Genomic DNA, 25,843 nt, shown 5'->3' with positions numbered 1-25,843 from the left:
CCGTCTGGCATACGCGCGCGGCGCGCGTGCATCTGTAATCCTTCGACGATTGCAACAGGAGGCTGCCTTGCTCGTTTCCGATCCGCTGCGGACGTGTGTCCGCGCCGCTGTCTTTGCTTGCATTGCCCTCTTGTCGCCACACACTGCACGTGCGCTGCAGGCGACCGACTACCAGCGCGCCGAACGCGTGCATGACAGTCATCTGCGCGGTGCGCTGCGCAATGCTTCGGTCCTGCCCCACTGGCTGGCCGATGGACGATTCTGGTATGAGCGCGAAGACACTCAGGGCCGGCGCCAGGCGGTACTGGTCGATCCGGTCCAGGCGACACGCCAGACCCTGTTCGAACCCACTGCGCTGGACGCTGCGGTTGCACCGCTCGGTGCCAGCGGGCCACGCCTGCGCCTGGCCAGCGTGCAGCAGGCGGACGATGGCCTGCGCCTGCGGTTCAGCGGAGAAGTGCCCGTCGATTGCCAATGGCCGCGCTGGCAATGCGCACCTTCGCCGGATGCGCGGCCGCCGGCCGATGCACTGCCTTCGCCCGTAGGCGATGCGTGGCTGCAGGTGCGCGACAACAACCTGTGGCTGCAGTCGCCTGGCACGGCGCCACGGGCACTGACCCACGGCGGAGAAGCCGGTAATGGCTATGGCGTGCTGCCGGACTTCGCCCTGCGCGGTATTCCACGCCGTCAGGGCCGGATGGCGGTGCGGCCGTTCGCGGTTGGCTGGTCTGCGGACGGGCGCTACGTGGCCGGCATCCGCTACGACGAACGCGCGCTGCAGGACTACCCCTATCTGGAAAGCAGCCCGACCCACAGCGCGCGGCCGCGCGTGCACACCGTGAAGCTGGGGGTGCTGGGCGATGCACAGCAGGTGCGCGACACCCTGTTTGTGGTGGATACCCGCAGCGGCAGGCAGCATGACATCGCGCTGCCCGAGGGCTGGAACACGCTCAGTGAGGCCGGCATCCTGGGTTGGGACGGCGATCGGTTGTATGCCGTGATCGCGCACTTCGGCACACCGCGCAGGCTGCGCCTGGTGGAGATCGATGCCAGCAGCGGTGCATTGCGCGCGGTTCTGGAAGAAGCCAGCGACACTCGCCTGCAGCTCAACGTGTATTCCTACAACCGGCCAGCGGTGGCCATCCTGCCCGGGCAGGACACCGCCGTGTGGTTCTCGCAGCGCGATGGCTGGGGTCACCTGTACCGGGTGCGCCTGTCCGACGGCAAAGTGCTGCGCCAGCTCACCCGCGGCCACTGGGCGGTGCGCGACCTGCTGGGTGTGGACGCTGTCGGTGGCTGGGCGTACTTCAGCGCCGGTGGCTTCGACGCGGGCGATCCTTACGTGCGCGGCCTGTACCGGGTATCGCTGCAGGGAGGGCCGGTCCAGCGCCTGGCCGCCGATGGCTACGACCACATGGCCGATGCCGGTACCGGCGCGCTGTTCGGCGGGCGCGCACCCCAGGCGCTGTCGCCCAATGGTGGCTATCTGGTGGATACCGTTTCCCGTCTCGACCAGCCACCACGCACCGTGCTGCGGGCCAGCGATGACGGTCGCGAGCTGCTGGTGCTGGAAGCGGCGGACAACCGGGCAGTGCTTGCTGCGGGGTGGCGCCCACCGCAGCGCGAACGTCTGCTGGCCGCCGACGGGCGCACGCCGATCTTCGCCACCGTCTACCTGCCCCGCGACTATCGCGATGACGGCAGCTTCCCGGTGATCGATGCGATGTACGGCGGCGCCTTCATCAGCAATGCCCCGGTGACCTACGCCGAGGCAGTGTCCGCGCTGAATCCGGTGTCACGGGCCAGCCTGGCCGAGCTTGGCTTCGTGGTGGTCAGCATCGATGCGCGCGGCACCGGCGGCCGCGACAAGGCCTTCCATGACAGCAGCTTCCTGCACGGCGCCGATGTGCAGCTGGATGACCATGTGGCCGCGCTGCGCCAGCTGGGCGAACGCTACCCGGGCATCGACCTGCAGCGGGTCGGCATCTACGGGCATTCGTTCGGCGGTTACAGCGCGGCGCGGGCATTGCTGCGCTACCCGGCGTTCTACAAGGTAGGCGTGGCCTCGGCCGGCAGTCACAATTTCCAGGGCATGTACGGCGGCGCCCTGCACGGCATGGACCGGCTGTTCGGTGGCGTGCTGCCAGCCACGGCCATGACCGATGGCGTGCCGGCGCCCTTTGCCGGGCTCGACAACGCAGCGCTGGCCGGCAACCTGCGCGGGCATCTGATGCTGGTCTATGGCGAGCTGGACGAAAACGCACCGCCGGCGCTGACCCTGCAGCTGGCCGCCGCCCTGAACAAGGCCCAGCGCAGCTACGACCTGCTGTACCTGGCCCGGCAGGACCACGAGCTGTTCCGCAACGACGCTACCTACACGCACCGCATGTGGGACTACTTCGTGCGCCACCTGGCCGGCCAGCAGCCACCGGATACGGTGCTGGCACCGCTGCCCGGTGGCCCGGGCTGAACGGGCGCCCAGAGGATGTCGATCCCCGACGCCCTGGTTCGTCGTGTACTTGAAGGCCGTGCATGCGGCACGGTCCATCCGGAGGCAGGCAATGAGCTACATCGATGGTTTCGTCCTGGCGGTGCCCACCGCCAACAAAGAGAAGTTCCTCGCCCATGCACGCACAGGGGATCCCGTTTTCATCGAGTACGGCGCGCTGCGCGTGGTCGAGTGCTGGGGTGACGACGTGCCGCACGGCAAGACCACCGACTTTTTCGGCGCGGTGAAAGCCACGCCGGACGAGACGGTGGTGTTTTCCTGGATCGAATGGCCGGACAAGCCGACCCGCGACGCCGGCATGAAGAAGATGATGGAAGACCCAAGGTTTGATCCGGCGACGAATCCGATGCCGTTCGACGGCGCGCGGATGATCTACGGTGGCTTCGTGCCGATCTACGAACTGACCCGCTGAACCGGGCGGACGTGCTCAGCGCGCGTCCGTTTCATCGCTGGCGGAGGCATGGCCGGCGCCCAGTGCGGCGCCGGCGCCGAGGCCCACACCGCCCATGCCGGCCCCCATTCCGCCACCGCCGCCTCCACCCGCACGACCGCCCTTGGCATCGCCGTCGTTGCGGCCCTTGCCACTGGCACCGCCCGGCCGGGTCGGCCCCTGCGGCGGTATCTGCAGGTCGGCCGGAATCGGCGCCAGGTCCAGCGCTTCGCGCACGAAGTCGCGCAGCGAGACCACCAGTTCGTGGGTATGCACCGGTCGCCCCTGTGCAAGATCGTTGGCAGCGCGCGCAGCCAACCGCACCTGTTCGTCGGTGCCCAGCAGCAGGATGTCCGACAGCGCCGCTTCAACGGCATCACGGATGCGGCGCGCGCGATCCGAGCGGGGTTCGGCGATGCCTTCGGCATCTTCGCGCTGGCGCAGGTCGCGGCGATGGCTGGGATCCACGCCCAGTTCGCCGGTGAACGAACCGCCCAGGGTCTTGTAGGCCGCCATCAGCGTGCGCAGCCGTTCGTTGATCTGCCGGTTCTCGCGCTCGCGGCGCTGTTGCAGGGTCTGCATCACCAGCAGGCGGATGCCCACGCCCAGCAGGGTGATCAGGACCAGGCCGGCCAAGGTGGACAGCACGCCCTGCCAGGAACTGAAGTCGATACCGCGCATGCCCGGGGCTCCAGCGGAAAGAACCTGCATCTTGGCCCGGACAGTGTCCCGGAAACGCGAAAGGCCCCACCACCCGGTGGGTGGCAGGGCCTTTGGTCACGGCGCGATTACTTGCGCTTGGCGGTCTTGCGCACGGCCTTCTTGGCCGGAGCCTTCTTGGCGGCGACCTTCTTCAGCGGGGCAGCCTTCTTGGCAACCGTCTTGCGGGTAGCGGCAACCTTCTTGCCAACTGCCTTCTTGGCAACGGCGGTCTTCTTGCCGACAACCTTCCTGGCAGCAGCGGTCTTCTTGCCGACGGCCTTCTTGGCGACGGCAGCCTTCTTGCCGACAACCTTCTTGGCGGCGGCGGTCTTCTTGGTGGCGACCTTCCTGGTGGCGGCAACCTTCTTGCCGACAACCTTCTTCGCAGCCACGGCCTTCTTGCCAGCAACCTTCTTGGCGGCGACGGTCTTCTTGGCCACAGCCTTCCTGGCGGTGGCGACCTTCTTGCCGACCACCTTCTTGGCGGCCGCGGTCTTCTTGGCAACGGTCTTCTTGGCGACGGCGGCCTTCTTGGTGGCAGCCTTCTTCACGGTGGCGACCTTCTTGCCGGCAGCCTTGGTGGCGGCCTTGGTGGTCTTCTTGGCAGCGGCGGCCTTCTTGGTCACAGCCTTGCCTGCAGCGGCCTTCTTCTTGGCCACTTCCTTCTTCAGGGCAGCGGCTTCGGCCTTGGCGTTCTTCTTGGCCGCTTCCAGCTTCTTCTTGGCGTTGGCAACAGTCTTGCCGACCGACTTGGCAGCCTTTTCGGCCTTCTTGGCAACGGTCTTCTCGACCTTGGCCACGGCCTTCTTGGCCTTGGCAACGCGGGTACCGGCAGCCTTGGTGGCGCGCTTGACGGTCTTCTTGACCGACTTCACTGCGTCTTCGGCAGCGTGGGCGATGGTCTCGCCAACGTTGGTGGCGGCTTCTTTGACGTTCTCGACAGCGTCGGTCACGACCGACACACCATTACCGTTGCTCATGTTGCCCTCCTGGGGGCCTTAAGTATCAAAACGGGGCGATGCTATACCGACATTGACGATCGTGGAACGGGGCATGCGCCACCAATCGCATCTGCTGCGACGGCGATGGTGTAGTCGACCATCCCTGCAGGCACACCGTGTTTACAGGAAACCCCTTTTTTTCAGTGCTGCGCCGCATGATCCGCGTCGTGACAGGCATTGGTTGTGTGCACCCGCCCGGATGCCGCGGAAGGCATGCAATATGGCGCATCGCGGCACCAGGATGCGCAGAACTGCGCAAGTATCGGCCTGTATCCACACGCGCTTCGGCCGACGTCGGCACGTTGAGAAGCACGCCCGATGTTGTCGCCACCGCCCCACAGAGGGCGATGCCGACCCGCGTTCCGGGCACCGGGTTTTCATGGCGCATTTATCCAGATCGCGACACACTCATTCAGCTTGTTTTACCGTAGAGCCGAACCGCCCCCATTCCCGCCAGCGAACCGACTCCCATGCGACCGCTACCTACCCTGCTCACGCTCGCAATCGCCGCCGCCTTCGGTGGCTTCGTTGCCACCGGCATCAACGCCCACCTGGACAACCGTGCCGATGCCGCTCCGCTTCCAGCGGTGGTGCCGACCATGGCGGCACTGCCAGCCGCAGTGGCCGGGCAGCAGGTTCCGTCACTGGCACCGATGCTGGAGAAGGCGATGCCGGCCGTGGTCAGCGTCAACACCAAGCAGGTGGTGCGCGTACGCAATCCCTTCTTCAACGACCCGTTCTTCCGCCGCCTGTTCCCGGACATCCCGCAGGAACGCATCAACGAATCGCTGGGCTCGGGCGTGATCATCGACGCCAGGGAGGGCCTGGTGCTGACCAACCACCATGTCATCGACAACGCCGATGACGTACAGGTGACACTGGCCGACGGGCGCACGGTCAAGGCCGAATTCCTCGGCTCGGACCGCGATACCGACATCGCGCTGATCCGCATTCCGGCGCAGAACCTGACCGACATCAAGCTCGGCAACAGCGACCAGCTGCGGGTGGGCGACTTCGTGGTAGCCATCGGCAATCCGTTCGGCTTCAGCCAGACGGTCACTTCGGGCATCGTCTCGGCGGTGGGCCGCAGCGGCATCCGCGGGCTGGGCTACCAGAACTTCATCCAGACCGACGCGTCGATCAACCCGGGCAACTCGGGTGGCGCGCTGGTCGACCTGCAGGGCCAACTGGTCGGCATCAACACTGCCAGCTTCAACCCGCAGGGCAGCATGGCCGGCAACATCGGCCTGGGCCTGGCGATTCCGTCGAACCTGGCGCGCAGCGTGGTCGACCAGCTGGTCAAGCACGGCGTGGTGGTGCGCGGCACGCTGGGCGTGGAAAGCCAGAACCTGACCGCGCAGATCGCGCAGGGCCTGGGCCTGGGCGAAACCCGCGGTGCGCTGATCACCCGCGTGCTGGCCGGTTCGGCGGCCGCCGCCGCCGGCCTGAAGCCGGGCGACGTGGTGGTGTCGGCCAATGGCCAGCGCGTGGACAGCGCCGAAGCCCTGCACAACGTGGAAGGCCTGGCGGCGGTCGGCAGCCCGATGACGCTGGACGTACGCCGCGAAGGCAAACCGCTGCAGATCAAGGCGACGCTGAAGGAACAGGCACGCGCGGTCACCGGCGACAGCCTGGACCCGCGCCTGGGCGGGGCCACCTTCGTCGACCTGCCCGAGTCGCTGCGCCAGTCAGGCGCCAGCGGCGTGCTGGTCAGCGAGGTCAAGCGCGGCAGCCGCGCCGCCAGCAACGGCCTGCAGCAGGGCGACATCATCACCGATGCCACCGTCGGTGAATTCGCCGACCTGGCCAGCTGGCGCGCCAACTTCCAGCAGCGCCCGCCGACGCTGGTGCTGCGCGTGCTGCGCAACAATGGCCAGCAGCAGGGCCAGCTCGTGATGCGCTGATCGCCCTGCCGTAACACCCCCTATACCCCGGCAATGCTATTGCTGTCAGTCCAGGTCGGCACCGCCGACTCCCGTTCCCCCATCGCAACAGGAGTGATTCGATGAGCCCCACCAATACCGAGAACCTGAAGGAACACCTGGGTGAAGCCGGTTCCCACCTGAAGCAGGCCGCTACGGCCGCCGGCGGTGCGATCAAGGGTGCAACCGGTGCAGCGACCGACGAGCTTCGCATCGGCAAGGCCAACGTCAAGGCTGAATTGTCCGACAGTGCACTGTCCGGCCTGGCCGCCGCCGAGTTCGGCGGTGCCGCCGCCAAGGAACAGGTCGATGCGCTGATGGACAAGGGCAAGGACCTGATCGACAGCGCCGCCGAACTGATCCGCGAACGTCCGCTGGCCTCGTTCGGCGTCGCCTTCGCAGCCGGCTGGATCATCGCCAAGCTGGCCCGCGGCAGCAGCGACAAGTAAGCCGCAGCGTGAGCGAAGACAACACGCAAGCGCCTGATCCGGCGGCCACCCCGCCGCTGGATGAGAGCATCCGCCAGGTCGGCGCGGCCGGTCGTGCCGCTGCCGATTCGGCCAAGCACACGCTGCGTTCACTGCGCCGGCTGGCCTCGGCCGACTTCGCGCTGGCGCGCAGCGCATTCGGTCGTGCGCTGGCCTGGGCCGGCGTGGCGATCGTGTTTGGTGCCTCGGCGTGGCTGCTGATGGCCGCCACCCTCATCGCGCTGCTGCAGAGCTGGGGCCTGAGTTGGCTGCAGGCCCTGCTGATCACCTCGCTGCTGGGCCTGGCCGTCACCGGCTATGCGATCTGGCGGGTGTCCTACTTCTTCCACCACACCGGCATGCACGCCACCCGGCGTCAGCTGTCACGCCTGGGCCTGTTTGACGAACCCAGCGAAGACGACCCTGATGCCGGCGTGCAGCTGCCCGAGGGCAAGCCATGAAGTTCGGCGCGCTGCAGCGGCGGGTAAAACGCTGCGAACAGGTGGTGACCGTGCGCCTGGGCGAGACACAGGACCACTGGTCCACCCTCGGCCAGGTATGGCGACAGGGCTGGTCGCCGTTGCGCATCGTGGTGGTCGGCCTGGCCGGTGGCTTCATCGCCGGCAAGCTGGAGGTGCCGGGCAAGGTCAACGGTGCCCGCTGGCTGCAGATGGTCGGTTCGGTCTCGAACCTGTTCGCCAGTGCGCAGGCGGCGTTCGCCACGGCGATGGCGGCGCAGGCTGCGGCCACCGCCGACGATGCGGCCGAAGAAGCCGACGATGCCAGCGAGCAGGCACAGGCAGCGGCCTCCGCTGCCGGAGCACGGCCGGCACCGGCACCACGCTCCGTGCCGGAGCCAGAACCGGACCTGCGCGGACCGCGTCCGGCCGAAGCGGCCACCGAGCTGTCCGAACGTTGATCCATGGAATCCGCCGCGCCGATCGCGGCCGGCGGATAATGCGCTCCCCTTTCCGGTTGATGCGTCGATGAGCGAGTCCCTCCTGTCCCCGCCACCGGCCGGCCCCGACGAGCCAGAGGCAGCGCTGCCACCACCGTCGCGCCCGCGCGGGCCGATGTCGCTGGTGGTGCTGGCGACCCTGGCGGTGGGCTACACGCTGTGGGCCGCGCAGGACATCATCCTGCCGGTGCTGCTGGCGATGTTCTTCGCCCTGGTCGGCAACCCGATCCTGCGCCTGCTGCAGAAGCTGTGGATTCCGCGCGCGCTGGGCGCACTGTTGATCCTCGGCGCCGGCCTGGGCGTGACCGGTTCGCTGGCCGTGCAGCTGATCGGCCCGGCGATGGAATGGGCGCAGGAAGCCCCACAGCAGCTGCGCAAGGTCGCCCGCCAGGTGCAGGACCTGACCAAGCCGGTGCAGCAGGCCAACCAGGCGGCGGAAAACTTCGCCCGCGTGGCCGGTGGTGACAGCAACCACAAGGTGCAGGTGATCCGCACCCAGCTGGACGACCCCTACCGCATGCTGACCCGTGCGCCGCGGCTGGCTGCCTCGGTGTTGGCCGTGGTGCTGCTGACGCTGTTCTTCATGATCTACGGGCAGAGCCTGCAGCGCGCGGCGATCGCCCTGTTCCCCAACCGCCAGCAGCAGCGCTTCACCACGGACATCCTGCGTTCGATCGAACGCGAGGTCTCGCGTTACGTGCTGACCATCAGCGTCATCAACACTCTGGTCGGGCTGGTGTTCGCCGGCGTGCTGATGCTGCTCGGTATCGGCCTGCAGGAAGCGCTGCTGTGGGGCACGGTGGCCGCGCTGCTGAATTTTGCGCCGTATGTGGGTCCGTTGATCGGCGTGGCGCTGATGCTGTTGATGGGCTTCGTCGAGTTCCGCGAACCGCTGCAGGCCCTGCTGCCAGCGGCCGCCTACCTGGGCCTGCACACACTGGAAGGGCAGATGGTGACCCCGATCGTGCTGGGCCGTCGGATGAAGCTGTCGCCGCTGGTGCTGATCCTGGCGCTGATGGTGTTCGGCTGGGCCTGGGGCATGATCGGGCTGCTGCTGGCGGTGCCGCTGCTGGTGTGCATCAAGCTGGTGCTGGCACGCCTGGACGGCATGCAGGGCTGGGCACGCCTGCTGGAGTGACGGCATCAACAACGGATGGACGCAGGTGGCGGAACCAGAAACAGGGACGAAGTGGCAGACTATGGCGCCCTACCCGGATGGATCCGCTCGGATGAACTCTCTCGCCACGCGTTGCCTTGCCTTGGCCTGCATTGCCGCTCCCGCGTTCGCCGCGACACCGCCGACTGCCGATCAGGCGCGCACCCAGCTTGCTGAGGCGGTTACCTGCAAGCGGCACCTCACGCCCATACAGTTCGACGCCATGGCCCGGATGCTGACACCGGCCCCGGCAAGGGTGCAGGACGGCGAATCCAGCGGCGAGTTCCGGCTGACCACGCCCTTGATGGTGCTGGGCCAGCCCGTGAACCGGCTGCAGTCCTATGACGGCGACAGCGGCGAGGATGGCATCGACAGTTTCACCGCGTACTTCAGCTCGGCCAGTGTGGAACAGGTCGCGGCACTGGCGAAGATGTCCGACCCGGTAGCAGGCACCTACACGAAGGAAGTTGGGCGGCACAACCTGGACGTGCAGCAGTTCGACGGCCAGACCACCATCGCCTGCTCGTACAACCTGCGCTGACCCGGCCCAGCCACAGTGCCCACCCGCCCGCCGCGTCGCATGAAAGCCCGCGCGGGCAGGGGTAGAATGGCGGGGTGAATTTCCCCGTCCAAGCCATCACCCTCGACCTTGACGACACGCTGTGGCCGTTCGCTCCGATCGGCGCCCGCATCGAACAGGTTCTGCACGCCTGGATGTGCGAACACAGCCCCGCTACCGCCGCGATGTATCCGGTGGAGGCGATGCGCGAACTGCGCGAGCGGCTGTACCACGCCCATCCGCACCTCCACCACGACCTGAGTGCGCTGCGCCGGCTGACCCTGCACGAAGCACTGCACACCAGCGGTGCCAGCCTCGATCTGCTGGAGCCTGCGTATGAAGTGTTCTACGCCGCGCGCAACCAGGTGGAGTGCTATCCCGATGCGATCGACGCGCTGGCGCGCATTGCCGCACGGGTACCGGTGGCGGCGCTGAGCAACGGCAACGCCGACCTGGAGCGGATCGGCCTGGCCCATCATTTCGCCTTCCAGCTGGGTTCGCGCGAACACGGCGCGGCCAAGCCCGAAGCCAGCATCTTCCATGCCGCGTGCACCCGCCTGGGTGCGGCACCGGCACAGGTGCTGCACGTCGGCGATCATGTCGACATGGACGTGGCCGGGGCGATTGCCGCCGGCCTGCGCGGCTGCTGGATCAACCGCGACGCAGCCACCTGGACCCATCCGCAGCTGCAGCCGGACCTGCAGTTCGACACCCTTACCGGCCTGGCCGACTGGTTGGATGCCAACCTCGACGCCGCCGCACCCCGGAGTACCTGACGCATGAGCGAGATCACTGGTTTCACCGCCGACACCGCTGCGGCGCTGCCGTTGTACGTGCTGGACCGCGAGCAGTTCGCCGCCTGGAAGGACAGCCAGCCGGCTGCCACGCAGGCGTGGCTGGCATCGCAGGGCTTCAACGCCGGCGCCCACAGCGTGGCACTGCTGCCGGGCGCCGACGGCCTGGCCGGTGCCGTGATGGGCGTGGGTGATCGTGCCGATGCCTACAGCTATGCGCATGCGCCGCACGCGCTGCCGGAAGGCAGCGTCTGGCAGCTGGCCAATGAACTGCCGGCCGCCGAACTGGCGCTGCTGCAGCTGGGCTGGGGCCTGGGCAGCTACCGCTTTGACCGCTATCGCAGGCGCAACCGCGCACCGGCGCAGCTGGTGGCCTCGCCGACCGGCGAAGTGGCCGACCTGATCGCCGCCAGCCTGCGCGTGCGCGACTGGGTCAACACCCCGACCGAAGACATGGGCCCGCAGCAGCTGGAAGACGCCGCGCGCGCGCTGGCCGATGCACATGGTGCGCAGGTCGAGGCGATTACCGGCGACGAACTGCTGAAGCAGAATTTCCCGGCCATCCACGCCGTGGGCCGCGCTTCGCATCGTGCGCCGCGCCTGGTCGTGCTGCGCTGGGGCAGGGAGACCGACCCGGCACTGGTGCTGGTGGGCAAGGGCGTGTGCTTCGATACCGGCGGGCTGGACATCAAGCCGGCCGACGGCATGCGCAACATGAAGAAGGACATGGGCGGCGCCGCGCACGCACTGGCCCTGGCCGGCCTGGTGATGGCGCGCGGGCTGCCGGTGCGCCTGACCCTGCTGGTGCCCGCTGTGGAAAACGCGATCGGCCCCGATGCGTTCCGTCCGGGCGAGGTCATCGCCACCCGCAAGGGCCTGAGCGTGGAGATCGACAACACCGACGCCGAGGGCCGCGTGATCCTGTGCGACGCATTGACCTTCGCCGGTGAGCAGAAACCGGACCTGGTGCTGGACTTCGCCACCCTCACCGGTGCCGCGCGCATCGCCCTGGGCCCGGACCTGCCGGCACTGTTCAGCAACGACGACACGGTGGCCCAGCAGTGGCTGCAGGCCGGTGACGCGACCCGCGACCCGGTCTGGCGCATGCCGCTGTGGCGCCCCTACCTGCGCTACCTGAGCAGCGGCATCGCCGACCTGGCCAACGCCGGTTCGCGCATGGCCGGCTCGGTTACCGCCGCGCTGTACCTGGAACGCTTCCTGGAAGACGGCCAGCGCTGGGCGCACCTGGACGTGTATGCCTGGAACGACGGCGAGCGCCCGGGCCGTCCGGCCGGTGGCGAAGCGCTGGCGCTGCGCTCGGCGTGGACGATGCTGAAGCAGCGCTACAGCTGATCGGTTGGGTGCCGACCGTTGGTCGGCACGCCGTCCCCGGAAATTCTGACGAAAAATTGAATTTCGGCCCCGGCCGGGTTCTGCGAGGATGTGTGGGTCGACCACCCACACGCTCCGTGAAGGCAGGACTCCGACCATGTCGCTCTTCCGCTACACCCGCGCTGGCCAGACGCCGGGCGCGCCACGCAAGCATTCCCCCCTGCTCTGGATCGCACTGATCGCACTCATTCTGGGTGCCGTCGCGCTGGCCTTCGCCTGGCTGGCCGGCTGGATTGGCGACCGCCTGACCGCGCAGCGCTTCACCGACACCATCGAAGCCACCGGCCCGGCACATCCCGGGTTCCGCCGGGCGCACAGCAAGGGCATCTGCGTGAGCGGCTGGTTCGAACCCAGTGCACAGGCCCCTACCCTGTCCAGTGCACGGGTGTTCTCGCAGCGCCGCGTGCCGGTGATGGGCCGCCTGTCGATCGGCGGCGGTGATCCCTACGGCGCCGACAACACCGCGCGCGTACGCAGCCTGGCGGTGCAGATGGTCGGCGATGACGGCCAGGAATGGCGGATGGCAATGAACAGCTTCCCGTTCTTCGCGGTGCCCGATGCCGAGGCGTTCTACGAGCAGACGCGCGCCTCCATTCCCGACCCGGCCACCGGCAAGCCCGACCCGCAGAAGATGGCCGCGGTGCTGGCGAAATACCCCAGTGCACAGGCGTTCCAGCAGTGGGCCAGGACGGCACCGTGGACCAGCAGCTGGGCCGACACCACCTTCAACAGCGTCAACAGCTTCTGGTTCACCAACGCGCAGGGCCAGAAGCGCGCGGTGCGCTGGCGCTGGCAGCCGCAGGCGCCGGTGGTGGAGATGGATGCGGAAACGCGGAAGCAGGCCGGCGTCGATTTCCTCAGCCAGGAACTGCAACAGCGCATGGCCAGCGGCCCGGTGCGCTGGAACCTGGTCGTCACCACCGCCGAGCCCGGTGATGCCATTGATGATCCGTCGGTGCCGTGGCCCGAGTCGCGTGATCAGGTGGTGGCCGGCGTACTCAGCCTGGACCGCATGCAGTCGCAGGAAAAAGGCGCGTGCGGCCAGATCAACTTCGATCCGCTGATCCTGCCCAGTGGCGTGCGCGGCAGTGATGATCCGATCCTGGCCGCACGCTCTGCGGTGTACTCGCAGTCATTCAACCGCCGTGAGCGCGAGCGCGCCAGCGGCAACGTCGAGCAACCGAAGGAGGCCGCGCGATGAGCACCCATAACGGCCACTTCAACCTGCTGGCGCGGGTGCTGCACTGGACCATGGCGCTGATGATCATCGCCATGCTGTTCATCGGCGTGACCATGGTCGCCTCGCTGCACCTGCGGCCGATGCTGATCGACCTGCACCGACCACTGGGCATCGCGATCCTGCTGCTGGTGCTGCTGCGCCTGTACAACCGCCTGCGCCACCGCCCGCCGCCACTGCCGGCCGACCTGCCGGTGTGGCAGGTGATGGCGGCCAAGGCCTCGCACTGGATGCTGTATGCACTGATGCTGGCGATGCCATTGATCGGCTGGGCGATGCTGTCGGCCGGCGGTTACCCGATCGTGCTGTGGGGTAGCCTGCACCTGCCGCCGATCGTGCCGCACACCCCGGCGCTGTATGCCGCGTTGCGTAATGCGCACAGCCTGCTGGCCTATGTGTTGTTCGCCACGGTGCTGATGCACGTGGGTGCGGCGCTGTTCCATTTGTGGGTGCGGCGGGATGGCGTGTTCCAGGCGATGGCGCGCGGGAAGGATTGATGGGGTTCGCCGGGTGTTCCCGGCGGATTGTTTTCCGCGACCGCGGGGGGGTGTCACTTTTCTTTTCGCGCGAAAAGAAAAGTAACCAAAAGAAACGCGCCGCCAGAGCGCGAGCCGGTGCTGCGCACCGGTACCCTGTGCTTCTCGGTGAATCAGGGGACGGCGCCGAACTCGCTACGCTCAAACACCGGCGCCTCTTCGCCCCTGATTCCCCTGCGATGCTCGGCTCGCTCAAGGCGGACCCAACATCAAGAGCGACAGCTGCGCCCAGTAGATCCACGCCATGCGTGGATGCTGTTGCCGTTGATCTTGACCTTCCAGTCCGCCTTGAGCGAGCCGAGCACCGCAGGTCCGGCGAGGGCGAAGAGGTGCGGGTGTCTGAGCGCAGCGAGTTCCCGCGCCGTCCCTCGACGGACCGAGGAGCGCAGGGCACCGGCGTGCGAAGCACGCCGGCTCGCGGCCGGCGGAGCGTTTCTTTGGTTACTTTCTTGATGGCGCACATCCATGTGCGCCACCCTACGGGCCGGCTACGCCGTTCCACGCTGCTCCTGCAGCGTGGTGCACGCGCAAAGAAAGTGACACCCCCTCCGCGGTCGCGGAAACAATCCGCCGGGCAGCGCCCGGCGCTACCAGTGCGTCGGCGCACGCCCCTACAACCATCCCTTCTGCCGCGCCAGCCGGTACGCCTCGATCCGGTTGGCCACGCCCAGCTTGCCGATGCACTCGGACAGGTAATTGCGCACCGTGCCATGCGACAACCCCAGCTGCTCGGCAATCTCGCTGGCGGTGCGGCCCTCGCCCGCCAGCCGCAGCACGCGGCGCTCGCGGTCGGTCAGCGGGTCGGCCTGCGACCACGCATCCAGCGCCAGCTGCGGGTCGATCGCGCGGATGCCCTGCTTCACCTTGCGCAGGGCATCGGCCAGGTTCTCGGCTGGTGCGTCCTTCAGCAGGTAGCCCAGCACGCCCGCTTCCAGCGCGCGGCGCAGGAAGCCGGCACGGGCGAAGGTGGTCACGATCACGACCTTGATCGGCAACTCGTGGCGGGCGATGCGCTGGGCCAGTTCCAGCCCGGACAGGCCAGGCATTTCGATGTCAGTGACCAGAATGTCCGGCTGCAGCTGCTGCAGCATGCGCCACGCCGCCTCGCCGTCAGCAGCGCTGCCCAGCACCTCGATGTCCGGCTCCAGGCCCAGCAGCGCCGACAATGCACCGCGCACCATCGCCTGGTCTTCGGCCAGCAGGATGCGGATCATGCGGCACCATCCTGCGCCAGTGACGCTGGCGACAGCGGCGTGGTCGCGGCCACCAGTGGCACGCGCACGGTCACTACCGTGCCTTCGCCGCGCGGCGACTGCAGTGACAACTGGCCGCCCAGCGCCATCGCCCGTTCGCGCATGCCACACAATCCGTTGCCCTCGGCCTGTACGCCACCGCGGCCGTCATCGCGTATCTGCATCACCAACTGTCGTTCCTCAAGCATGAAATCCACCTGCACCCGGGTCGCCTGCGCGTGGCGCACGATGTTGGTCGCAGCCTCGCGCAGCACCAGCGCCAGCCCACGTTCCACGTCGACCGGCATCGGCGGCGGCGGTGTGTACTGCAGGTGTACCTGCTGGCATTCCAGCAGCAGGCGCGCCGAGGCCAGCTCGCCAGCCAGGTCGCTGGCGCGGATGCCGGTCACCGCACTGCGCACCTGGGCCAGCGCCTCGCGGGCGATCGCCTCGGCTTCGCCGATCTCCTGTCGCGCGCGCGCGTCATCACGGTCGTACAGCTTGCGCGCCAGTTCCAGCTTCAGCGTGATCAGCGACAGCGTGTGGCCCAGCAGGTCATGCAGATCGCGGCCGATACGCTCGCGCTCGGCGGTGGTGGCCAGCCGCCGCACCTCGTCCTGGGACAGCTGCAGGGCAACGTCCCGTTGATGGCTCAAGGCCTCCACGTTAACCACCAGGCCGACGATGAACGACACGGCCGGCATCCACACCATGGCTTGCCACGGATAACCGACGTAGAGTGCAGCGCCGCAGAACAACAGGTTCAGGCCGGTGAGCTGCAACAGGTACACCCACCAGCCGCCACGGCTGCTCATGCGGATCATCACGCAACCGAACACGAAGTAGCTCAGTCCCGACGGATACCACGGCAGCAGCACCAGGGCCATCAGGATCATGCCCAGCGCATAGCGCCATGCGTGGTGCCGTGGCGCCAGCATCACCTTCGCATAGAGCAGCAGGAACAGCGGATAGCTGGCCACGGTCAGCAGCAGCCAGCGCACCGTGAAGCCATTGCCGAGCACCGGGGTGAGGAAGATCCAGACCGACCACAGCAGGTGGATCGCACCGCTCCAGGGCGACTTGCCACGCCGCAGCAGGTCGGCCACCGCCGAGTCCGGCGCGGGGCGCAGCAGGGACGCAAGCCAGCTCGACGACACGGAAGAATCCAGGCGGGAATGATCGCTGCCGATCATGCCAGTTCAGCCGATCCGGCGCAGGCGGCGGCGCGCCAGCAGCAGCGCCACCACCGTGACCGCCAGCAGCACCAGCAGGTGGCCAGCCATGCTGCCCACCGACGGCAGCCCGACCACCGGCAGCGCCAGCTGCGCCAGATGCCAGGTTGGCCACAGCGGTGCCATCATCGAGAACACCTTGGGCAGCGCCGACAACGGCAGCCACAGGCCCGACAGCAGGGCCAGCGGCAGGTAGACCAGGTTGACCATCGCCGGCGCCGCGCTGGCACTGACATGACTGCCGATCAGCAGGCCGATCGCCCCCAGCGGCAGCGCTGCCAGGCCCGCCACCGCCAGCAGCTGCAGCATCTGCACTGCCTGCAGCTGCACGCCACCCAGCGCGCGCGCCACCCCGATCAACAGGGCGGCTACCAGCAACGCGAACATCACGGCCATCGCCAGTCGCGCCAGCAACGGTGCCGCCGCCGGCATCGGCAGCGCTCGCTTGAGGGTCAGCAGGCCGCTTTCTCGGTCCAGCGCCAGCTGCACGCCGAAGCCGAACAGGGCCGGGGCCATCGCACCGAACACGCAGTAGGTGGCCAGCAGGTAGAGCGGTGCATGGCCGCGGCCCAACACCACGCCGAACAACAGGTAGAACAGCACCGGGAACAGCAGCGAAGGCACCGCGAAGGCGGGTGTACGCCAGGCGCGGCGCAGCTCGGCCACCAGTTCAGCGCCGTACGGGCGCAAGGCCTGACGCCACGCCGATACCGGCGCGGGTGTAGTGCCGGTACGGGTCATCGTGTTCATGCGGCCTCCCGGGTCATGTCGAGGAAAGCGTCGGCCAGTGCCGCGCCCTGTACTTCCAGCTCACGCAGCTGTGCATCGGCGGCCAGCAGGCGCGCCACCACCGGCTCGGCCGGGCTCGCCAGCAACTGCAGATGCTCGCCGTCACGCTGCACCTGCTGCACACCCGGCCATTGCTGTACGTCTTCAACAGTCAGCACGCTGCGGCAGCGGATGCGGCGCGGCCGATCGGCCAGGCGCAGCTCGCTCAACGGTGCATCGGCCAGCACCCTGCCCTGCTCCAGCACCAGCACCTGCTGCGCCAGCGCTTCGGCCTCTTCCAGATAGTGGGTGGTCAGCAGCACGCCGCAGCCTTCGGCCACCAGCTGCCGGATCGCCTGCCACATCGCCTGCCGCGCCTGGATGTCCAGACCGGTGGTGGGCTCGTCCAGGAACAGCACGCGCGGGCGGCCACACAGCGCGATGGCGAACTGCACCGCGCGCTGCTGGCCACCGGACAGCTGACCGTAGCGACGGCCTGCCAGTGCCTGCAGGCCTGCGCGCTGCAGCACCTCCTGCAGCGGCATCGGGTCCGGATAGCAGGCGCTGGCTTGCGCCACCAGTTCGTCCACCTGCAGCATCCGCGGCAGGCTGGTGCTCTGCAGCATCACGCCCAGGCCGAGGCGGCTGCTGCGCTGCTGCGGGTCGCCACCGAGCAGCTCGACCTGGCCGGCATCGGCGCGGCGCAGGCCCAACAGCACGCTGATCGCGGTACTCTTGCCGGCACCGTTGCGGCCCAGCAATGCCAGCACCTGGCCAGCGCGGACCTGCAGGTCGATGCCCTGCAGGGCGGTATGGTCGCGGTAGCGCACCTGCACCTGCTGCAGGCGGGCCAGCGACGGGGCGATCGGATCCATGGGCGGTACCGGTAGCGGGGACGTTGCCATCCTGTGCCGCCGTGGTCACATTTCGCAGTTGCCGCCGTCAGTGTCATCGGATGACAGCTGTCACTGCCGTCATCGCTGTGCCTGCCTTCATGCTGTGCCGCACGCTCCACCGCCGGAACCGCCGCCGTCCGCGCTTCCGGCCATACCCGCCCGAACGCCTGTGATGGAACGAATGAACGCTTCTGCCGAGCTGTTGAAGGAACTCCGTATCGACCGCAAGTCGCCGCCGCCCGCCTCCGGTGGTGGCAGCAATGGCGGTAGCCGTCGTTGGCTGTGGATCGCGATCATCGTGGTCGTGCTGCTGATCGCCGCTGCCGTGGCCTTCCTGTTCGGCCGCGCGCCGGCCGTGGAAGTGGAAACCGCGCCCGCAGTGGCCATCCAGCAGGGCAGCGCCAGCAGTTCGGTGCTCGATGCCAGTGGCTACGTGGTCGCCCGGCGCATGGCCACGGTCTCGGCCAAGATCACCGGCAAGGTGCGCGAGGTGATGATCGAGGAAGGCATGCGGGTCGAAGCCGGCCAGGTGATGGCCACCTTGGATCCGATCGATGCCGATGCGCAGCGCAGCCTGTATGCCTCGCAGTTGCAGGCCGCGCGCAGCCAGGTGGCCGGGCTGGAGGCACAGCAGAAGCAGGCCGCCGCCGAAGCCAGCCGCCTGCAGGCGCTGGTCGGCCAGCAACTGGTGTCACGTTCGCAGTACGACCAGGCCGTGGCCCAGCGTGACAGCCTGCGTGCGCAGCTGGAAACGGCCCAGCGCAACGTCAAGGTCGCCAACGACCAGCTGGCCATTGCCGATCTGGGCGTGGACAACAACATCGTGCGCGCGCCGTTCTCCGGCGTGGTCACCGCCAAGGCCGCGCAGCCGGGCGAAATCGTTTCGCCGCTGTCGGCGGGCGGTGGTTTCACCCGTACCGGCATCGGCACCATCGTCGACATGGACTCGCTGGAGATCGAAGTCGAGGTCGGCGAGGCCTTCATCGGCCGCGTGCAACCGAAGATGCCGGTGGAAGCCACGCTCAACGCTTATCCGGAGTGGAAGATTCCGGGCGAGGTCATCGCCATCATCCCCACTGCCGACCGCGGCAAGGCCACGGTGAAGGTGCGCGTGGCGCTGAAGGTGAAGGACCCGCGCATCGTGCCGGAGATGGGCGTGCGGGTCAGCTTCCTGGAGCAGGCGCAGCCGCAGGCGGCCGCCAAACCGCAGGGCGTGCGCGTGCCGGCTGGCGCGGTGATCCAGCGCGAGGGCGCCTCGGTGACCTTCGTACTGGGCGACCAGAGCCGCGTGCAGCAGCGCACGGTCGAGGCCGGCCAGGCGATGGGCAAGGACCGCCAGATCCTCAAGGGCGTCAGCGCGGGTGAGTCGGTGGTGGTGAACCCGCCGGACACCCTGCGCGATGGCGCCAAGGTGCAACAGAAACAAGCGCAGTAACGGCCTGGCGCCCATGGGCGCCGCCGGCAACACCGCTCGACGCACGCCTGCGGCCACCGCAGGTGCGCTTCCCCGTTTCCCGCCTTCCGTGGAGAACCACCCATGTCGACCCTGGTTTCACTGCGCAACATCACCAAGACCTACCAGCGTGGCCCCGAGAAAGTGCAGGTGCTGCACGGCATCGACCTGGACATCGCCAGCGGCGACTTCGTCGCGCTGATGGGCCCGTCCGGCTCGGGCAAGACCACCCTGCTCAACCTGATCGGCGGCCTGGACAACCCCAGCGGCGGCGAGATCAGCATCGAAGGCGAGCGCATCGACCAGATGAGCGGCGGCCAGCTGTCGACCTGGCGCAGCCACCACGTCGGCTTCGTGTTCCAGTTCTACAACCTGATGCCGATGCTGACCGCGCAGAAGAACGTGGAGCTGCCGCTGCTGCTGACCCATCTCAATGCCGCGCAGCGCCGCCGCAATGCCGAGATCGCGCTGACCCTGGTCGGCCTGGCCGACCGCCGCAGCCATCGCCCCAATGAACTGTCCGGCGGCCAGCAGCAGCGCGTGGCGATCGCGCGGGCGATCGTCTCCGACCCGACCTTCCTGATCTGCGACGAACCCACCGGCGACCTCGACCGCCAGTCCGCCGAGGAGATCCTCGGCCTGCTGCAGCAGCTCAACCGCGAACACGGCAAGACCATCATCATGGTCACCCATGACCCGAAGGCCGCCGAGTACGCCACGCACACGGTGCACCTGGACAAGGGCGAGCTGGCCGACGCGCCGCTGGCCCACTGACGGAGGCCACGGCGATGAAATACTTCTCGTTGGTGTGGGCGCAGCTGTTCCGCAGCCGCACGCGCACCCTGTTGACCCTGCTGTCGGTGGTGGCCGCGTTCCTGCTGTTCGGCATGCTCGACTCGGTGCGCGTGGCGTTCTCGTCCGGCGGCAGCGTGGAAGGCGCCAATCGCCTGGTGGTGGCCTCGCGGCTGTCGATCACCCAGTCGCTGCCGATCCGCCTGGAAACCCAGATCCGCCAGGTGGCCGGCGTGCGCGACGTGGCCTACGGCATGTGGTTCGGCGGCATCTACCAGGATCCAAAGAACTTCTTCCCGAACTTCTCGGTGTCGCCCAACTACTTCGATGTCTACCGCGAACTGCAGATCGATCCGGCACAGCTGGAGGACTGGAAGCAGACCCGCACCGGCGCCATCGTGGGCGAGACCCTGGCCAAGCAGTTCGGCTGGAAGATCGGCGACACCATCCCGTTGCAGGCCACGATCTTCCCGCGCGGCGGCAGCAACGACTGGCCGCTGGAACTGAAGGGCATCTACCGTTCCAAGGACCGAGCGCTGGCGGCCAACGAAGAACGCCAGTTGATGATGAACTGGAAGTACTTCGATGAATCCAACGACTACATCAAGAACCAGGTGAGCTGGTACACGGTGACGCTGGACAACCCGGATCATTCCTCGCGGGTAGCGCAGGCCATTGATGCAATCTCGGCCAACTCCGACCACGAGACCAAGACCCAGACCGAGTCGGCGTTCCAGCAGGCCTTCGTCAAGCAGTTCGCCGACATCGGCATGATCGTCACTTCAATCATGGGCGCGGTGTTCTTCACCCTGCTGCTGCTGACCGGCAACACCATGGCGCAGGCGGTGCGCGAACGCGTGCCGGAGCTGGCCACGCTGAAGACGCTGGGCTTCAAGGACAGCACCGTGCTGACCCTGGTGATGGTGGAGTCGGTGCTGCTGATCGGCCTGGGCGGCCTGATCGGCATGGGCCTGGCCGCACTGATCCTGCCGGCGATCGGCCCGAAGAGCATGGGCATGCTGCCGCCGCACGTACCGACGCCGACCTGGCTTATGGGGCTGGGCCTGATCGTGGTGATCGGCATCATCGTCGGGTTGTTGCCGGCGCTGCGTGCCAAGCGCCTGAAGATCGTCGACGCACTGGCCGGCCGCTGAGGAGGACACCGACATGTTCAAGAGCAAACTCAAGAAATGGCTGGGCAACGGCCTGACGGTGCTGCTGCTGGTGATCGGCCTGGTGCTGTGGATCAGCCTGCCGTGGTTCGGCGTGCTGGCCGTGGCCGTGCTGGTGGCACTGTGGCTGCTGCTGACCCGTGGCGGACGGTTGGCGCTGGCCGCCACCCGCATCGGCGTGGCCAGCCTGCCGCAGCGCTGGGGCGCGTCCTCGGTGATCGTGGTCGGCATCGCCGGCGTGGTCGGCGTGCTGGTGGCGATGCTGGCGATGGGCGAAGGCTTCCAGGCCACGCTCAACAACACCGGCGACGACACCACCGCCATCGTGCTGCGCGGCGGCTCGCAGGCCGAGACCAACTCGGTGATCACCCGCGAGCAGGTGCCGACGTTGTCCACCCTGCCCGGCATCAGCCGCGATGGCGAAGGCCGGCCGCTGCTGTCGCCGGAGCTGTCGCAGGTGGTCAACCTGGTATCGAAGTCCGACGGCACCGACGTCAACGCGCAGTTCCGCGGCGTTGGTCCGCAGGCCTGGGCCGTGCATGACAAGGTCAAGATCATCGAAGGCCGCAAGTTCGCAGCCGGCCTGCGCGAGATCGTGGTCGGCCAGGGTGCCAAGGGCCAGTTCCGCGACATGGACGTGGGCAGGATGCTGACCCTGGGCAACCAGACCTGGACCGTGGTCGGCGTGTTCGCCACCGGCGATGCGCACGATTCGGAGCTGTGGACCGACGCCGATACGCTGGCCACCACCTACCAGCGCAGCGCCTGGCAGTCGATCAGCGTGCGTACCGATGGCAAGGCCGGCTTCGAGCAGTTCAAGGCAGCGGTCGCCGCCGACCCGCGCCTGAAACTGGACGTGGAAACCACCCGTGTCTACTACAGCAAGCAGGGCGGCGGGCTGACCAAGCTGATCGACATCCTCGGCAAGGTGATCGGCACGATCATGGCGGTGGGTGCAGTGTTCGGCGCACTCAACACCATGTATGCGGCCGTGGCCACCCGTGCGCGCGAGATCGCCACCATGCGCGCGATCGGCTTCCGCGGCCTGCCGGTGGTGACGGCGGTGATGCTGGAGACCATGCTGCTGGCGTTGCTGGGTGGCCTTCTGGGGTGTGCGGTGGCGTGGCTGCTGTTCAATGGCTACAGCGTGTCCACCATAGGCAGCAACTTCAGCGCGGTGGTGTTCAAGTTCCATGTGTCGCCGGAACTGCTGTGGACCGGACTGAAATGGGCGCTGGGCATCGGCCTGGTCGGCGGCCTGTTCCCGGCGCTGCGCGCGGCCCGTTTGCCGATCACCACGGCGTTGCGAGAAACCTGAGCATCACGCAGCGGTGGACTGCGCATCACGCAGGGGACGGAGCGAAGGCTCCGTCCCTTTTATTTTGCGCGTCATCCACGCTTGGTGGTGAGCCAGGACGTCCAGTAGATCCACGCCATGCGTGGATGGATGCCGGCGCACGCGCACGGCTACAGATTGCGGGAAATACGCCGCTATCGATGCCTCTGCCCATCGAAAGCGCAACGCGCGTGACGTTGCGCACATCCCATCTGTGGATTGTTGGTTGCGATTCATTTTCGCGCACATCCGCGGCGCAGAGGCAAACAGTTACGAATGGAAACATTCTAGAATCGCCCCCCCACGTTGGTTTGCAGCACCCCACGCGTCCATAGAACGGGCGCTTGTTTTTCCTGAAACACGAGATTTCACGGATGTCCCTGAAAACCAATCCGCTGCGCAACGCGATCGTCATCGCGCTGGCCGCCAGCTGCACCACCCCCGCCTTCGCACAGAGCGCCGGCGATACCCCGACCAACCTCGATCGCATCGAAATCACCGGCTCGCGCATCCGCCAGGCCAGTGTCGAGACCGCACAGCCGGTCGTCGCGCTCAGCCGCGCCGAGATCGAGAAGAAGGGTTACATCAACGTCGCCGACATCCTGCAGGACGTCACCGCCGCCGGCGCACCGAGCCTGAGCCGCTCGTCGTCGCTGAGTTCTTCGCGCGACTTCGGCGGCACGTACGTCAGCCTGCGCAACCTCGGCCCGGAGCGCAGCCTGGTGCTGATCGACGGCCGCCGCATGGGCGTCAGCGCCGGTGGCTACTCCGACCTGGCTTCGATTCCCTCCGCGATTGTCGAGCGGGTGGAAGTGCTCACCGATGGCGCGTCCGCGCTGTACGGCTCGGACGCCATCGCCGGTGTGGTCAACATCATCACCCGCAAGAACTTCGACGGTGGCGAAGCCAGCGTCTACGTCGGCCAGTACGGTGAAGGTGACGGCCAGAAGCGCTCCTACAGCGCCACCTTCGGCAAGACCTTCGACCGCGGCTGGTTCAGCGTTGGGGCCGAGCGCACCAAGGAAGACGAGATCCTCGGCAGCGAGCGCGAGTTCAGCCGTTACCCGGGTGGCCCGCGCCATCCCGACGACGTCAAGGCACTGAACCAGACCACGCAGTGGGGCAGCGTCACTGTCGACGGCAAGTCGCTGACCGTGGGCCCGGGCGGCGACCCGAGCCAGAAGGGCAATTTCCACACGCCCAATCCGGCCGATGGTGCCAACACCAAGACCAACATGAGCCTGCTGAGCGGCCTGGAGCGCACTTCGGTGTTCGCCAACGGTGGCTTCTCGATCACCGATGACCTGCGCATCGTGGCCGACGCGCTGTACAGCAAGCGCGAGTCGACCAAGCACCTGGCCGGCTACCCCTACTCGGTGTCCACCGCACAGGCGCGCAACGGTTCCCGTGCTGCCCTGTCCAAGGACAGTGCGTTCAACCACTGGGGCCAGGACGTGCTGTTCTCGCACCGCACCGAAGAAATGCCGCGTGCGACCGAGAACAACCTGGACACCAAGCGCGCCAGCATCGGCCTGGAAGGCAGCTTCGAAACCGGTTCGCGTTACTGGGACTGGAACGTCAGCTACATGTACAACCGCAATGAAGGCGAGCGCATCGGTACCGGCAGCATGTACCAGCCGCATGTCGACCTGGCGGTCGGCCCATCCTTCATGGATGGCAGCGTGGCACGCTGCGGCAGCCCGGGTGCAGTGATCGCCGGCTGCGTGCCGTGGAACCCGGCCGCGCCGATGGGCTATGCAGGCCCGGGCTCGCTGAGCAACCAGGACGTGCAGGACTACCTGTTCACCCGCTTCGTCGACAAGATGAAGAGCACCACGAAGGTCGCCAGCGCCAACATCTCCGGTTCGGTGTTCACCCTGCCGGCCGGCGACGTGATGGCCGCGATGGGCTTCGAGCACCGCAACGAAGAAGCCAGCTACACCCCGGACCTGATGGTGCAGAAGGGCCAGATTGCCGGCACCACCGGCCAGCCGACCCGTGGCGACTACTCGCTCAACGAGGTCTACCTGGAGCTGCAGGTGCCGCTGCTGGCCGACATGCCGTTCGCGCGTGAACTGTCGCTGGACCTGGCCGGCCGCTACACCGACTACAACACCTTCGGTTCGACCACCAACAGCAAGTTCGGCCTGAAGTGGAAGCCGATCGACAGCCTGCTGGTGCGCGCGACCTATGGCACCGGCTTCCGTGCGCCGACCGTGGACGACCTGTACGGCGGTGCGGTGAAGAGCCGTGATTCGTTCACCGATCCGTGCGATACCTCGTTCGGCATCGCTGCCAGCAGCGCGACCGTGGCCGCACGTTGCCAGGCGCTGAAGGTGCCGGCGGACTTCCGCCAGCAGACCGCGTCGGAAGGCAACGTCGCCAACCGTCCGGGCCAGCAGGGCATCGCCGATTTCGACTCCGGTTCCAATGCGAACCTGAAGCCGGAAACCGCCAAGACCTGGACCGTGGGCCTGGTGTACAGCCCCGAGTTCGTGCCGGGCCTGGACGTCAGCCTGGACTGGTGGAAGATCCGCATCGACAACGCGATCGTGGGTGAGTCGGCCACCGACATCCTCAACCAGTGCTACGTGCAGGGCGTGGATTCGGCGTGCGGCCGCTTCACCCGTTCCACCAGCGCCAAGACGCTGGGTCAGGTGACGTCGCTGGACCGCTCGCTGGTCAATGCGGGCTACCGCGAAACCGCCGGCTACGACTTCAGCCTGCGTTACCGCCTGCCGGAAACCGCGTTCGGCCGCTTTGCCGCCACCTGGAACACCACCTACACCGACTACCTGGAGCAGCGCAACGACAGCGCCGCCACCACGCCGGTGGAGCAGAAGACCGGCTGGCAGGGCAACTTCCGCGTGCGTTCGACCTTCAACCTGGATTGGCAGTACGGCGACCTGGGCATCGGTTGGACCGCCCGCTACTACTCGGGCATGAAGGAAGCCTGCTCGTATGACCTGGCCGGTGGCCCGGACTGCAACATGGCCGGCTTCGTCTCGCCGTACACCGATGCGCAGCCGAGCCGCAAGGTGGGCTCCAACACCTTCCACGACCTGCAGGTGCGTTACAGCCTGCCGTGGGACGGCACCGTGTCGCTGGGCGTGAACAACGTCTTCGACCACCAGGGTCCGATCATGTACAGCCAGCCGAACAGCAGCTTCACCTACTACGGTGGCTTCGACATCGGTCGTTTCATGTACATGAAGTACCAGCAGCGCTTCTAAGCCTGCAACCGCGTTCCCGCCACCGCCATCTCTCTCTCCTGGCGGTGGATGGAAGCAGAACGGCGC

23 protein-coding genes are annotated in these 25,843 nt (G+C 67.5%); 17 read left to right on the top strand and 6 right to left on the bottom strand.

From position 1 onward, the window contains the following. Positions 1-67: 67 nt before the first annotated feature. On the top strand, positions 68-2,470 hold the full coding sequence (locus CKW06_RS01675; protein WP_024956373.1) for a S9 family peptidase: 2,403 nt from the start codon (positions 68-70) through the stop codon (positions 2,468-2,470). 91 nt (positions 2,471-2,561) lie between these two features. Continuing rightward, positions 2,562-2,921 (top strand): DUF1428 domain-containing protein, encoded by a 360-nt coding sequence (locus CKW06_RS01670; protein WP_005407745.1) that lies wholly within the window; start codon positions 2,562-2,564, stop codon positions 2,919-2,921. Between the two features lie 15 nt (positions 2,922-2,936). Here the strand turns inward: CKW06_RS01670 and CKW06_RS01665 are convergent, their stop codons facing one another. Both CKW06_RS01665 and CKW06_RS01660 read right to left on the bottom strand, forming a co-directional pair. Beyond that, on the bottom strand, positions 2,937-3,620 hold the full coding sequence (locus CKW06_RS01665; RefSeq protein WP_005407744.1) for a hypothetical protein: 684 nt from the start codon (positions 3,618-3,620) through the stop codon (positions 2,937-2,939). A gap of 107 nt (positions 3,621-3,727) precedes the next feature. After that, positions 3,728-4,621, bottom strand: coding sequence for a hypothetical protein (locus CKW06_RS01660; RefSeq protein ID WP_024956374.1), 894 nt, complete (start codon positions 4,619-4,621; stop codon positions 3,728-3,730). A gap of 491 nt (positions 4,622-5,112) precedes the next feature. On the opposite strand from CKW06_RS01660, the gene CKW06_RS01655 reads away from it, so the two are divergent. The 10 genes from CKW06_RS01655 to CKW06_RS01610 all read left to right on the top strand — a co-directional run bounded on the left by CKW06_RS01655 (position 5,113) and on the right by CKW06_RS01610 (position 13,624). Then, the gene (locus CKW06_RS01655; RefSeq protein ID WP_012478904.1) at positions 5,113-6,546 is read left to right on the top strand and encodes a Do family serine endopeptidase; all 1,434 of its coding nucleotides are present in this window, start codon (positions 5,113-5,115) and stop codon (positions 6,544-6,546) included. 101 nt (positions 6,547-6,647) lie between these two features. Then, the gene (locus CKW06_RS01650) at positions 6,648-7,013 is read left to right on the top strand and encodes a hypothetical protein (RefSeq protein ID WP_004153835.1); all 366 of its coding nucleotides are present in this window, start codon (positions 6,648-6,650) and stop codon (positions 7,011-7,013) included. Between the two features lie 8 nt (positions 7,014-7,021). After that, complete coding sequence (locus CKW06_RS01645; protein ID WP_024956375.1) at positions 7,022-7,492, top strand: phage holin family protein; 471 nt, start codon at positions 7,022-7,024, stop codon at positions 7,490-7,492. Beyond that, the gene (locus CKW06_RS01640; RefSeq protein ID WP_005411983.1) at positions 7,489-7,950 is read left to right on the top strand and encodes a hypothetical protein; all 462 of its coding nucleotides are present in this window, start codon (positions 7,489-7,491) and stop codon (positions 7,948-7,950) included. Before CKW06_RS01645 ends, CKW06_RS01640 begins: the two co-directional genes overlap by 4 nt. A 67-nt stretch (positions 7,951-8,017) precedes the next feature. Further along, on the top strand, positions 8,018-9,127 hold the full coding sequence (locus CKW06_RS01635; protein ID WP_038646216.1) for an AI-2E family transporter: 1,110 nt from the start codon (positions 8,018-8,020) through the stop codon (positions 9,125-9,127). A gap of 91 nt (positions 9,128-9,218) precedes the next feature. Further along, complete coding sequence (locus CKW06_RS01630) at positions 9,219-9,686, top strand: hypothetical protein (protein WP_005407738.1); 468 nt, start codon at positions 9,219-9,221, stop codon at positions 9,684-9,686. A gap of 74 nt (positions 9,687-9,760) precedes the next feature. After that, the gene (locus tag CKW06_RS01625) at positions 9,761-10,480 is read left to right on the top strand and encodes an HAD family hydrolase (protein WP_024956412.1); all 720 of its coding nucleotides are present in this window, start codon (positions 9,761-9,763) and stop codon (positions 10,478-10,480) included. A gap of 3 nt (positions 10,481-10,483) precedes the next feature. Beyond that, positions 10,484-11,851, top strand: coding sequence for a leucyl aminopeptidase family protein (locus tag CKW06_RS01620; RefSeq protein WP_024956411.1), 1,368 nt, complete (start codon positions 10,484-10,486; stop codon positions 11,849-11,851). Positions 11,852-11,987: 136 nt separating this feature from the next. Further along, positions 11,988-13,091 (top strand): catalase family peroxidase, encoded by a 1,104-nt coding sequence (locus CKW06_RS01615; protein WP_024956410.1) that lies wholly within the window; start codon positions 11,988-11,990, stop codon positions 13,089-13,091. After that, entirely contained in the window at positions 13,088-13,624 is a 537-nt protein-coding gene (locus CKW06_RS01610; RefSeq protein WP_024956409.1) for a cytochrome b, read from the top strand. Before CKW06_RS01615 ends, CKW06_RS01610 begins: the two co-directional genes overlap by 4 nt. 650 nt (positions 13,625-14,274) lie before the next feature. Here CKW06_RS01610 and CKW06_RS01605 read toward each other — a convergent pair. Genes CKW06_RS01605 through CKW06_RS01590 form a run of 4 tightly spaced genes read right to left on the bottom strand, consistent with a single transcriptional unit; the run spans position 14,275 to position 17,770 of the window. Next, complete coding sequence (locus CKW06_RS01605) at positions 14,275-14,877, bottom strand: response regulator transcription factor (RefSeq protein WP_005407733.1); 603 nt, start codon at positions 14,875-14,877, stop codon at positions 14,275-14,277. After that, positions 14,874-16,088 carry a sensor histidine kinase gene (locus CKW06_RS01600; protein ID WP_024956147.1) on the bottom strand — a complete coding sequence of 405 codons (1,215 nt, stop codon included), beginning with the start codon at positions 16,086-16,088 and terminating at the stop codon, positions 14,874-14,876. Before CKW06_RS01600 ends, CKW06_RS01605 begins: the two co-directional genes overlap by 4 nt. 6 nt (positions 16,089-16,094) lie before the next feature. Next, positions 16,095-16,877: an ABC transporter permease gene (locus CKW06_RS01595; protein ID WP_024956148.1), complete on the bottom strand. Its 783-nt coding sequence runs from the start codon at positions 16,875-16,877 to the stop codon at positions 16,095-16,097. Next, positions 16,874-17,770: an ABC transporter ATP-binding protein gene (locus CKW06_RS01590; protein WP_024956149.1), complete on the bottom strand. Its 897-nt coding sequence runs from the start codon at positions 17,768-17,770 to the stop codon at positions 16,874-16,876. Before CKW06_RS01590 ends, CKW06_RS01595 begins: the two co-directional genes overlap by 4 nt. Positions 17,771-17,972: 202 nt before the next feature. Here CKW06_RS01590 and CKW06_RS01585 point away from each other — a divergent pair, with 202 nt between their 5' ends. The 5 genes from CKW06_RS01585 (at position 17,973) to CKW06_RS01565 (ending at position 25,777) form a co-directional block, all read left to right on the top strand. After that, positions 17,973-19,226, top strand: coding sequence for an efflux RND transporter periplasmic adaptor subunit (locus CKW06_RS01585; RefSeq protein WP_024956150.1), 1,254 nt, complete (start codon positions 17,973-17,975; stop codon positions 19,224-19,226). A 102-nt stretch (positions 19,227-19,328) separates the two neighbouring features. Beyond that, the gene (locus CKW06_RS01580) at positions 19,329-20,018 is read left to right on the top strand and encodes an ABC transporter ATP-binding protein (RefSeq protein WP_004137569.1); all 690 of its coding nucleotides are present in this window, start codon (positions 19,329-19,331) and stop codon (positions 20,016-20,018) included. A gap of 14 nt (positions 20,019-20,032) precedes the next feature. Further along, a complete protein-coding gene (locus tag CKW06_RS01575; RefSeq protein ID WP_019338655.1) occupies positions 20,033-21,190 on the top strand; it encodes an ABC transporter permease in 1,158 nt (385 codons plus the stop codon). Between the two features lie 13 nt (positions 21,191-21,203). Beyond that, positions 21,204-22,526 (top strand): ABC transporter permease, encoded by a 1,323-nt coding sequence (locus tag CKW06_RS01570; RefSeq protein WP_024956151.1) that lies wholly within the window; start codon positions 21,204-21,206, stop codon positions 22,524-22,526. 392 nt (positions 22,527-22,918) lie between these two features. Further along, positions 22,919-25,777: a TonB-dependent receptor plug domain-containing protein gene (locus CKW06_RS01565; protein WP_024956152.1), complete on the top strand. Its 2,859-nt coding sequence runs from the start codon at positions 22,919-22,921 to the stop codon at positions 25,775-25,777. The last annotated feature ends 66 nt before the right edge of the window (positions 25,778-25,843 follow it).

This window comes from Stenotrophomonas maltophilia (assembly GCF_900186865.1).
Classification (GTDB): Bacteria; Pseudomonadota; Gammaproteobacteria; order Xanthomonadales; family Xanthomonadaceae; genus Stenotrophomonas; species Stenotrophomonas maltophilia.
The sequence above is the reverse complement of the archived record's forward strand: the minus strand, read 5'-3'. Positions and strand labels throughout refer to the sequence as shown.